Consider the following 11,079-nt stretch of genomic DNA (forward strand, 5'->3'; position numbering starts at 1 on the left):
AGCCGATGGGACTGACGACGGGGATGAACTGGTCATCCTGCAGCGCCTTCACGACGCTGGGGTCGATGGAGACGATGTCGCCGACTTGGCCCACGTCGTGTTCCTTGGCCGGATCATCCTTGTCCAGCATCTTGAGCTTCTTGGCGCGGATCATGCCGCCGTCGCGGCCCGTCAGGCCCACGGCCTTGCCACCCGCGGCGTTGATCAGGCCGACGATGTCCTGCTGCACTTCGCCTGCCAGCACCCATTCGACGACGCTCATGGTCTCCTCGTCAGTGACGCGCATGCCCTGGATGAAGTGCCCCTTCTTGCCCAGCTTGTTCAAGGCGTCCTCGATCTGCGGCCCACCGCCGTGCACAACGACCGGGTTCAGGCCCACCAGCTTCAACAGCACGACGTCTTCGGCGAAGTCTTGCTGCAGCGCCGGGTCGGTCATTGCGTTACCGCCGTACTTGATGACGATGGTCTTGCCGTGGAACTTGCGGATGTAGGGCAGTGCCTGCGAGAGGATCTCGGCCTTGTCGCGCGGGGCGATGTGGGAGACGTCGGGGGTGAGGGCGGTGGTCATGCTCGGGCTCCGATGGAATGCGACGCATTCTAGGAAGAGCACGCGCGCCAAAATGTGGCGCCATGCAAGCAAGCGCATATCTCAAGCTTTCCGTCGCGACCGCGATCGTGACCATCGTCCTGAAGACCGCGGCCTGGTGGTGGACCGGCTCTGTCAGCCTGGCGGCCGACGCCCTCGAATCTCTGGTCAACCTGGCCGGCGCCGTGTTCGCGCTGGCCATGATCACGCTGGCGGCCCAGCCGCCAGATGCCGAGCACCCCTACGGCCACCACAAGGCCGAGTACTTCTCCAGCGGCTTCGAGGGCATCCTCATCATCGCGGCAGCACTGGGCATCCTGTGGGGCGCCGTCGACCGCTGGCGCCACCCGGAGCCGCTGCACGCCGTCGGCCTGGGCGTGACGCTGGCCATCGTCAGCTCGGCGCTCAACGGCGCGCTGGCCTGGGCGATGCTGCGCAAGGCCCGCGAGGTGCGCTCCATCGCGCTGGAGGGTGACGCCCGCCACCTGTTCACCGATGTCTGGACCTCGGTCGGCGTCGTCGTCGGTCTGCTCGGCGTCATGGCGACGGGATGGCAATGGCTGGACCCACTGCTGGCCGTCATGGTCGCGCTGAACATCCTTCGCGAGGGCGTGCACCTGATGCGCGAATCGACCCGCGGCCTGATGGATGAGGCGCTGGATACCGAATCCAAGGCCCGCGTGCAGGCCGTGCTGGATGAGTTCAATCATCCGCACACCATCCGGTTCGACCACGTCAACAGTCGCGTCGCCGGCCAGCGCCGCTTCGTCGACCTGCACATGCACATGCCGTCCAGCTGGACGCTGGGCCGAGCCGCCGCACTGCGTACCTCGGTCGAGCAGGCGCTGATGAGCGCCGTGCCCGGCCTGCGCGCCAGCATCCAATTGCTGCCCATGGACGTCGAAGCCCACTTCGACGACCCGAAGGACCTGATGTGATCGCGCTGCTGCAACGGGTCCGGGAAGCTCGCGTCGAGGTGGGCGGCCGAGTTGTCGGTCGCATCGGTCACGGTTTCTTGATGCTGGTCTGCGCCGAGCCGACGGACAGCGAGGCAACCGCCGAAAGGCTCGTCGCCAAGGTTCTGAAGTTGCGCGTCTTCAGTGACGAAGGCGGCAAGATGAACCGCAGCGTGCAGGACGTGGCCGGCGGTCTGCTCATCGTCAGCCAGTTCACGTTGGCGGCGGACACCAGCGGCGGCAACCGGCCCAGCTTTTCAGGCGCCGCGCCGGCCGAAATCGGGCGGCAGCTCTACGAGCACACGCTGGCGTTCGCGAGCAGCCAGCATCCGACCGTGGCCAGCGGCGAGTTCGGCGCTGACATGCAGGTGCACCTGGTCAACGACGGCCCGGTCACCATTCCGATGCGAATCGCCTAAACCGGACATTTGCTGACCACCTGTTCCGTGGGATGGTCAGGGAAGGCCGCGACGGCTCCAATTCGCACCGTCCGTGGGCAGTCGCGCGCCGCCCGCAAGCCAAGGAAGGAACCCATGAAGTCGCTCCCCGCTGCCCTCGCAACACTCCTGCTGAGCACCGCGCCGCTGGCGGTTCACGCCCAATCGGGCAGCCTGACCGTTGATGCCCAGGCCAACATCTTCGGCTACGGCGTAGGCACGCCTGCCCCCGGTGGCGGCGGTGGCGGCGTGGTGGCACCGGTCATCACGCTGAGCGCCGGCACAGGCCGCTCCATCACCTTCCTGGCCAGCGGCCTCGCGGGCTGGGGCGGCAGCCTGAACAACGGCCCCGACGGTGGCCTCTTCGCGGGCAGCACCCACATCCCGTCGGTCGGCCCCATCTCCGGCTTTGACGGCCCGCTGTCGGGTTTTCTGGTCGGTGTGTTCATCGAAACCGGTGACATCTCCGGCCTGGCCGCCCCGACCGGCTTGGCCTACGCCACGCCGGCCGACTACGCGCAATCCTCCTACGCTCCCGGCCTGCGCCAGGTGTTCTTCATCGGCGATGGCCTGACGGGCACCGGCACGGGCGCCACCCAGACCTTCCAGATCCCGGACGGCGCCGGCACGCTGGTTCTGGGCCTTGCCGACGCCTATGGCTTCAATGCCGCAGCCGGCTACTACTACGACAACGTCGGTTCGTTCGACGTCGTCTATCAGGCCGTGCCCGAGCCCACGTCGGCGGCGCTGTTCGGCCTGGGCGCCGTGGCGCTGATGGCCGGCGCCATCCGCCGCCGCAAGAGCTGACTCAGCCCAGTTCCACCGTCCAGCGGCAGACACCCCCCGGCGCCGGCCGCGCCAGCGCCAGCGCCCCCGTGCGGTAGGCGTGTGGGCGGCGCAGAGCCCGCAGCGTCTGACCCGCCTCGTCGATCACGCGCGCCACGCCATGGCCGCGCGGGCCGACGCGGTAGCGCAGCTCGAAGCGGAGGTCCGCCAGCTGGACCTGCACGACAAGGCCATCCAGCACCGGTGGCATCACGGGGTCGATGACCAGCTCGTCACGTTCCAGCCGCAAGCCCAGGAGCGACGAGATCACCAGCCCCAGCGCGATGCCGGGACCGCTGGAATAGATGCGCCAGCCACCGTCCAGCGCCACCTCACCAGCCAGCACGCGGCCGTATTGGGTCTGTGCCTCGTAGCGATCGGCGAAAGCGGCGTCAGAGCTGGAGTAGTAGCAGTTGGCCTGGCGCGGGCTGGCGCTGCCAACGCGGTCGGCGAGCAAGATGGGGTGTGCCAGCGTCAGCGCCTGCAGAAAGGCCTCGGCGCGCCCCAGGTGCGCCAGCATTTGGGCATAGCGCAGATGGGCGTGCATGTACATGATGCCGATCTCGCGACCGAAGAAACTGCTCGTCTCGGCACGCTGGAAGAGCCTGGAGGGGCCGCCGCGATAAGGCAGCGGCGCATCGAACAGGCGGGCGCCGTCCGGGCCTTTCAGATGGCGCTCGATCAGCGCAGCTTGCGCGTCAGCCTGCTCGGGAGTGAGCAGGCTGTCCAGCACGGCATGCATCATCGGCAGCAGGCTGTAGCGCAGGCCGGTGCGGGTGTCGCTCGGGTGGATCCACAGCTCACGCTCGCCCTGCTCGGGAAAGAGCGCATAGCCGGCAACGACGTCATCCTGCACCAGAAGTCGCTGAAACTCAGCACGCACGCCAACAGCCTCGGCCGTCAGTGAGGCGGCCTGATCGGCATGCCCGACGCGGGCCAGGGCTGTCGCCAGCGTGTGCAGCATCTGGTGATGCAGCGTCACGGTCCAGGCGCTGCAAAGGCGGTCGCGCAGCGCTGGATCTGCGGGCTGTAGCGAATCGTTCCAGTCGCCGTGCCAGTAAGCCGCCAACCCCGTGCCGGGCACGACGCGCCGGCGGATCAGGCCCAGCGCCCGCTCGACATGGGTGGCCAGCGTCGCCGTCTCGCCGTCGTGGAAAGGCAATACCTCGTCCAGCAGGCCGGCGTCGCCGCTGGCGATCAGGTACTGGGCCAGGCCCAGCAGCGGCCAGAACACGATGTCGCCGTGCGAGTCGCCGGCGCGGATGCTGGCCTCGCGCTCGAAGAACATGAACCACTGCGGCCAGTCGCCGTCGGGGTTCTGGGCGCTGAAGACGCGCAGCAGCAGGTCGCGCACCGGCGCCGTCTGGCCCAGCGCCAGCAGCATCTCAAGCGGTCCCTGGCAGACGTCTCGCGTGCCCCAGCCCCCGCCGGAATACTGCTCCAGCCCGCGCGGCGAAAGGTAGTGCACCAGGGCGTTGTGGGCGTACCAGGGCAGGATGTCGCCCAGCTGGACCAGCGCCGACTGACCGGACTGCCAATGCGGCAGCACCAGCGGCTGCGGTGCAAGAGGTGCGGTCTGCAGCAGCTCGCCGTGTAGCGTCAGCGCAAAGGCGGTCGCGGGCGCGAAGTCCAAGCTGAGCAATGGCTCGCCGCGGCTGGCGCCGTCCGCGAACAGCCGGCCGTCGTCGCCGACGATGGCCAGACCCGGCGCGTCGATGCTGAAGCCGCCATCGGGGAAACGCTGAGCGAGCTCGCTGCCCGCGGGCGGGGTCAGGCGCAGCCGGTCGCCGCTGCGGGCCCACTGGGGCCTGAGCGGCGAGGCGCCGTCGTCGCCGCCCAGCGCGAGATTGAGGCTGGCGCGCAGGGACAGCGGGCCGCCGTGCAGCACGCGCAACGCCAGCCCGATCGCCGTCGGCGCGGCACCTGCCTCGGCAACGACCTCGATGAGGCCGCCCTCATGGGCATACAGCCAGCGGCAACGCTGCGGCTGCATCTCGAAGGCGGACGGCAGGCCCAGCAGTTGCCAGTCACCGTCCTCGGCCCGTATGAACAATCGCAGACCAGCCGTGCGGAACAGGCCCAGCAGGCTGCGCTGCGTGGACAACAGGCGATTGATGCTGACATGGCCCTGGGTCAGCATGGAATGGAAAACACCGCCCATCCAGCAGGTCGACGTCAACGCACTCTCGTCCGGTACGAGATGGGCGCCACTGCGCAGGATGTGGCCGTGCGGGCGCTGCACGCGCAGTTCTTTGGCCCGCAGCACGACGTGAGCTGCCTCGCCCGCGAAGAAACTGAGCAATTGGCCGTCTTGCCATTCCTCGTGCCGGCGCTCGCCGACAAAGAGTCGGTGGCACTCCTGCGCGTCGAGGTCACGGCTGGCAAGCAAGGGCGCGCTGGCGAATAGGCTGGGTGTAGGCGCGCGGCCGGGCACGTCCAGAGGCGCCGCCAGCCGCGCCTCTGGCAACGCCAGCAGGGCGGGCAGCAGGGCCAGGTCGGCGTCGCTGCTGGCCTCCGGATGGTGGGGCTGCAGTGCCATGAAGAAGCCAGCCGTCGTGCCCTCGCCTGGAGCGAGGGCGATGGCTGCGTCCTGCAGCGCCACGACGGCATGCTCCTGCTGCAGGCGCTGCGTCGGCAGGCCGGTCCGCAGCGCCGGTGGCGTGGTGCCTTCGCGGGCCGCCTGCCCCCAGATCTGAGCCGCATCGGTCGCGAAGGCCTCGGCGCGCCGCAGCGAACCGGCCAGAAGCCAAGGATGCTTGCCGCGCTGAGCCTGGTTCTGACGCGCTGCCAGCAACACGCCGTGGCCCGCGTCGGGCAGGGGCTGCAGGTCGATGTAGTGGCTGACGTAGAACTCGTTGGTGCGGACGGCGCCGTAATCGGCCAGGCCGACGTCCTGCACCAGCACGGGCGCAATCTCGCAGGCCGTGGCCGAAGTGTTCTCCACCTGCAGGTGCCAGAAGAGCGCGGCTTCGTCGGCCGCCAGGCGCAACTGCAAGCGCAGGGTCAGGCCATCCCAGTCGCCGCGCATCTCGAAGGCGCCATCGTCGGCATGCACGACCAGCGGCGACAGCGGGCCGAGCAGCGGCGCGACGCGCCAGGCCCCGCCCGCATCGCGCCGGCGCAGCCAGACGTTGGCCGGGCCGCCCTCCAGCTCGTTGCCGGGGAAGAGGTTGACCATCAGCGCCGGCCCGAACATCAGGCGGCGCAGGCCACCATGGGACAGCAGCTCGGCCTCGAGGCCGGCGCGATTGCGGATCAGGTGCAGATTCATCGTCAGGTCTGGCGTTGGGACAGCAGCCAGGGCAGCAATTCAGGATCTTGGTAGGCCGGGGTCCACGAATCGTGTCCGACCCCGGGATAGACGGTCAGCGAGGCCGTGCCGCCCGCGGCGCGCAAGGCCTCCACGCAGGCGATGTGCGGTGCCAGCGGCACGACGCTGTCCTGGTCACCGTGGTAGGCGCGCACCGGCACGTTGCGCATGGCGGCCACCTTGGCCGGGTCGCCGAAGCCGCAGACGGGCGCGATGGCCGCGAGGTCGTGCGGATAAGCGCAAGCCCACTGCCACATGCCGAAGCCGCCCATGGAAAGGCCCGTGCCGACGCAGCGTCGCGGGTCGATGTTGAGCCTGGCCTTCAAGGCGCCAAGCAGCCGGTGCAGGCGCTCGGGGTCCCAGCGGGCGCCATCCTCGAGCTGCGGGCTGACGAGGACGCAGGGATAGGCGCTCCCCTGCGCGACGAGCTTGGGCGGCCCATGGACCTTGACCTTCTCCAGATCGGTGCCACGTTCGCCAGAGCCATGCAGGAAGACCAGCAGCGGCCAGGCCTCGATGCGCTGTCCGTACTCGCGCGGCAGCCAGATCCAGAATCGCTCATCTTCCAGCTGCCAGGGGCGCTGCTCGCCCGCAGCCAGTCCCGCGGGCGGTGCAGGCGGGGTGCGTGGCGGCGCCGAGCACGCACTCAGCAGCACGGGTGTCGTCGTCAACAGCTGGCGGCGGGTGATCGTCATGGCGTGGGCTCCAATTGGATGGTCGTGGCGTTGGCGGGCAGTGACAGTTCACGGCCCTGCCAGTTCAGCCCCTGAGTCTCGACGCTGGCGCGCGGCAACCGCCCCGTACCGGGCCAGGCCAGCCGCAGCTCACCGGCCAGGCGTTCGGGGCGGCGGTCGATGCACAGCGTCCAGCCGCCGTCGGCGCGACGCAGCAAGCGGTAGTCCAGCCGCCCCCAGGCCGTGGACAGGCCTGTCACGCCGATGTCGCCGGCGTTGCGCCAAGCCGCCGGGAGTCCCGAACCGAGCACCAGACCGTTGTCGGTCTCGTAGGCAAACAGGTCCAGGGCCGAGCGCAGGTAGTCGGACGAGACCCAGGCATGGGGCATATCGCCGAGGAAGCGCGCTTCGCGCGCATCCGGCAACACCACCTCGGCCCATTGGTTCCAGCCCGCCGGGCGTTGATGGCCAAAGAACCAAGCCAGCAAGCGGTGGGCATCGTCCACGCGTCCCAGTCGCACCAGGGCGCTGACGTTGCGAAGCTCGTAAGGCGTGTAGTCGCGCCAGGCCTTGCGGCCATCGATGCGGGCATCGGCTTCGGCCACATAGCGGTCGAAAGTGGCGCGCAGCAGGTCCGGCACAAGCCCCCCGGCCTGCGCCGGATTGAGGGCCATGGTCGTGGACGTGGCATCGAAGTCGCCGCGGTCGGCGGCGCCGGCGATGTGGTCGATCTTGTAATGCCGGGCGGTCGCCGCGATCGAAGCGGCGAGGTCAGCCTCGAACTCGTCCCGCGACACGGCCCAGCGGACGGCCTGCGCGGTGTCGCCCATGGCCTGGGCGATCTGCACGGCGTCCTTGAAGCCACGCAACGCCCAGAAGTCGTCCCAGTAGGAGTAGGCCGCCTTGTCGGAATAGCCCTCGTGGCTGATGGACGGGGGCATCAGCCCCTTGAAGCGCGGGTCGGCGTCGGGCTTGCGCTCACTCAGACGCAGGCCCTCCATCCAAGCGACGACGCGTTGCACCTTGGGCCAGTGGCGCTCCAGCAAGGCGCGATCCTGGGTGTGGCGCCACAGTTCCGCAACCGCGAACAGGTATTGGCCATGGCTGTCGTTCTCGACAACAGGGTCAGCGCCGCGCTGGTCCACGCAGCAGGGCACCTTGCCGGAGTCGAAGATGTAGCCGCCGAACCAGTCAACGAACTCGCGCGCCGCCTGCACCTCGCCCATACGCACCAGGCCGGCCACCATCATGGCGCCGTCGCGCACCCAGGAACGGGCATAGGAGCGCGTGCCGGGACGCAGGGCCGGGCCGTCGCGGGACATCAGGATCTGAGCCAGCGCGCTGCGCATGGTTTCAGCCACGGGCCGGGCCTGTGGCGGCAGCTGCAGCTCCAGCACGCCGAGGCGGTCACGCCATTGCGATGCGGCGACGGCGAGGCGGGTGTCCAGCGCAGAAGCCTCGCCGCCCGTCACCCACCCCAGCGTGCGCGCCTGGCCGGGCGCGAGCTGGACGTCAAAGCGCATCAGCGCCGAGGGCAGGCCCTCTTCGTCGCTGAGCCGGATCAGCGGCGGGGCCAGCAGCAGGGTCGCGAGGCCGGGGCCAGCGCTCCAGGGGGCGGCTCGGACCTCCGTCGGTGTCTCGCGCGGCTGGATGCCCAGGCCCGCCGCAGCCAGCCGGCCATCGCTCCAAGCGAGCGACGGCAGCAGGCTGATACCGCCCGGCGTCGACAGGAACTGCTGCGGCGGGTTGACCTGCCAGGGGCGCAACGCCAACAGCAGCGCATAGCGCTGAGTCTTGCCCGTCGGGTTGCGCAGCGTGTAGCGAGCCAGCAGCGCAGGGCTGCCGGGCGGACCATCGGCGCCGGCTTCCACGCGCAACTCCACGTCGGCATGTCGCCATTGCACGACCGGCAACGCATTTTCAACAAGGCTGTGCTCGATGCGCGCCTGCGCCCACGTCACCAACCGCCCATCGGACAGTTGCACGGCCGGCTCAAGGCTGGGGCCGCCGCGCGTCAACTCGATGGCGCCATCCTCGTTGACGAGGCCGGAGCGTTGGGCGCCGCCGTCCACGCCGACGACGGTCCAGTAGTTCTGCTCGCCAAGGAAAGCGCGCGGCAGCTCGCCTCGCGGCAGTGAGCGGGCGACCTCGGCAAGGGCAGCATTGCGGTCGGGCCATTGGGCAGCGTCGCGCAGCTCGACCTCAGGTGGCTTCCGTCCCTCGTAGCGCAGCCGGATCCAGCGCCACTCCTGCTCACCGACGAAGAGCGCGCGGCCGGCGCGGGCGGACAGCAACTTCCAGCGCCGGTTGTCGTCTGACACCTCGACGCGCAGCGCCGCGCCACGGGCAAACCACAAGCCGTTGAATTCGCGCAAGCGCTGGAAGTCCAGCGTCACTTCGCCGGCTCCGATCTTGCGCCGAGGTTCGGGCCACACCTTGGGCGCCGGCTCGCGCGCCTCCATGGCGAGCCCGCCGACGCAGAGTTCCCCTGCCCCGCCGCCCTGCTGGCCGGCAACGACGACGAACTCGACGAAGCGGCTCTGCTTGAGCACGCGGTCTTCGGTCGGCCCCCAGGCGAACGCCACGTGGCGGCGCTTGAAGCGCATCTCGGTCAGCGTGTCCGGCAGCGGTAGCGCCGGTCGGTTGATCCACCAGACGTTGTCGCCGCTGGTGTCGACGAGCTTGATCTGCACGTCGTTGTTCATGCCCTTGCCCTTGAGGCGGGTCATCAGCGCAAAGTCGGCCGGCCAGTGCAGCGGCAGTTCGCGGCGCATGACGGCATAGCCGGAGACGCCGGCGAAGTCGTAGTCCAGGCACAGGCTGTCGTCGCGGACATCGCGGCGCAGACTGGCCTTGACCTGGTCGGAGGCTGTGGCCTTCCAAGGCGACGAGTCATTCATATCGTCGAGCACGGCGGCGGCCGCCGGGATCGACACCATCAGGGACAACGCGATGGCCTTGATCACTTAACACTTCCCATCAGCAGGCCCTGCATGTAGTAGCGCTGCAGGGCAACGAACAAGGCGAGCACGGGCAGCACCGTGATGACCGCGCCGGCCATCATCAGCTCGCTGTCCTGCACATGCTCCCGGGAAAGCGCCGCCAGCGCGACCGGCAGCGTGTGCATCTCACCGTCAGTCAGCACGATCAGCGGCCACATGAAGTCATTCCAACTGCCGAGGAAGGCAAACACGGCCAGGGTGACGAGGACGGGCTTCAGGGTTGGCAACACGATGTTCCAGAAGATGCGCCACTCGCCGGCGCCGTCCAGTCGCGCGGCCTCGAGCAGCTCGTCGGGCACGCCGCGCGCATACTGGCGAACGAGGAAGATGCCGAATATGCCGGCCATGCTGGGAATCAGGACACCCATCCAGGTGTTCACCAGGCCCATGCCTTTGAGCATCAGGAAGAGCGGCAGCATGGCGACCTGGCCGGGGATGACAAGCGCCGCGATCAGCAGCCCGAAGACACGTTCGCGGTGGCGAAAGCGCAGCTTGGCGAACGAATAGCCGGCCAGTGTGTTGAAGCTGACCGACACCAGCGTGCTGACCACGGCCAGGCCCAGGCTGTTGACGAAGGCGCGCTTGAGGCCACCATCGCCCAGCAGCTGCTGGTAATGCTCCAAGGTCGGGTGCCTGGGGATCAGCGGGGGCGGCAGGCTCTGGGCCGTGCCGGCGGGCATCAGCGACACGCAGACCATCCACACCAGCGGGAAAGCCGCCAGCGCGGCGAGAGCCCACAGCAGGCCATTGACGACAAAGGTCCTGGGCTTCATGCGCCCTCCCCCGTCCAGCGTCGCTGCAGCGCGATCAGGCCCTTGCTGACCATGACGATGATGGCGAAGAGCAGGAAGGCCACCGCGGAGGCCAGGCCCAGGTTCCACCACTTGAAACCTTCCTCGTACATCAGGTAGAGCACGCTGACGGTGCTCTGCAGCGGGCCGCCCTGGGTCATCACGTAGGGCTCGGCAAAGAGCTGGAAATAGCCGGCCGTCGTCAGGATGGTGACCATCAGCAGCGTGGGTGCGATGCTGGCCAACGTGATGTAGCGAAACTGCGCCCAACTGCGCGCGCCGTCCAGCCGCGCCGCCTCGTAGAGGTCGTGGGGCACGGCCTGCAGTGCGGCGATGAAAATGATCATGTTGCCGCCAAAGTTCTTCCAGGCGGCGAACAAGATGATGGTGGGCATGGACCAATGCGGGTCGCCCAGCCAGTCGACGGGATCGACACCGAGCGCCTGCAGCGTGTAGTTCACCAGCCCGTACTTGACGTGGAAGAGGTAGCGCCAGATG

At 68.8% G+C, this 11,079-nt stretch carries 9 protein-coding genes; 3 read left to right on the forward strand and 6 right to left on the reverse strand.

Annotation, left to right across the window (positions count from 1 at the left end; genetic code table 11):
* On the reverse strand, positions 1-568 hold a 568-nt coding region (argB, locus tag VGF12_RS00890), incomplete at its 3' end, for an acetylglutamate kinase (RefSeq protein ID WP_331174163.1).
* 62 nt (positions 569-630) lie between these two features.
* On the opposite strand from argB, the gene VGF12_RS00895 reads away from it, so the two are divergent.
* The 3 genes from VGF12_RS00895 (at position 631) to VGF12_RS00905 (ending at position 2,786) form a co-directional block, all read left to right on the forward strand.
* A complete protein-coding gene (locus tag VGF12_RS00895) occupies positions 631-1,524 on the forward strand; it encodes a cation diffusion facilitator family transporter (protein WP_331174164.1) in 894 nt (297 codons plus the stop codon).
* Complete coding sequence (gene dtd / locus VGF12_RS00900) at positions 1,521-1,961, forward strand: D-aminoacyl-tRNA deacylase (RefSeq protein WP_331174165.1); 441 nt, start codon at positions 1,521-1,523, stop codon at positions 1,959-1,961. Before VGF12_RS00895 ends, dtd begins: the two co-directional genes overlap by 4 nt.
* A gap of 114 nt (positions 1,962-2,075) precedes the next feature.
* Positions 2,076-2,786 carry a PEP-CTERM sorting domain-containing protein gene (locus VGF12_RS00905; RefSeq protein ID WP_331174166.1) on the forward strand — a complete coding sequence of 237 codons (711 nt, stop codon included), beginning with the start codon at positions 2,076-2,078 and terminating at the stop codon, positions 2,784-2,786.
* A 1-nt stretch (position 2,787) separates the two neighbouring features.
* Here VGF12_RS00905 and VGF12_RS00910 read toward each other — a convergent pair whose 3' ends face one another.
* The 5 genes from VGF12_RS00910 to VGF12_RS00930 all read right to left on the reverse strand — a co-directional run.
* Positions 2,788-6,075, reverse strand: a complete 3,288-nt coding sequence (locus VGF12_RS00910) for a GH36-type glycosyl hydrolase domain-containing protein (protein WP_331174167.1) — start codon at positions 6,073-6,075, stop codon at positions 2,788-2,790.
* 2 nt (positions 6,076-6,077) lie between these two features.
* A complete protein-coding gene (locus VGF12_RS00915) occupies positions 6,078-6,809 on the reverse strand; it encodes a dienelactone hydrolase family protein (RefSeq protein WP_331174168.1) in 732 nt (243 codons plus the stop codon).
* Complete coding sequence (locus VGF12_RS00920; RefSeq protein WP_331174169.1) at positions 6,806-9,754, reverse strand: hypothetical protein; 2,949 nt, start codon at positions 9,752-9,754, stop codon at positions 6,806-6,808. The genes VGF12_RS00915 and VGF12_RS00920 overlap by 4 nt, the downstream gene beginning before the upstream one ends.
* A complete protein-coding gene (locus VGF12_RS00925; RefSeq protein WP_331174170.1) occupies positions 9,751-10,563 on the reverse strand; it encodes a carbohydrate ABC transporter permease in 813 nt (270 codons plus the stop codon). The genes VGF12_RS00920 and VGF12_RS00925 overlap by 4 nt, the downstream gene beginning before the upstream one ends.
* Positions 10,560-11,079 (reverse strand): sugar ABC transporter permease (locus VGF12_RS00930; protein ID WP_331174171.1); only part of this gene is annotated, 520 nt, incomplete at its 5' end. The genes VGF12_RS00925 and VGF12_RS00930, both read right to left, overlap by 4 nt.

Origin of the sequence: Roseateles sp., from assembly GCF_036404855.1 — a bacterium.
In the GTDB taxonomy this organism is placed as follows: domain Bacteria; phylum Pseudomonadota; class Gammaproteobacteria; order Burkholderiales; family Burkholderiaceae_C; genus Pelomonas.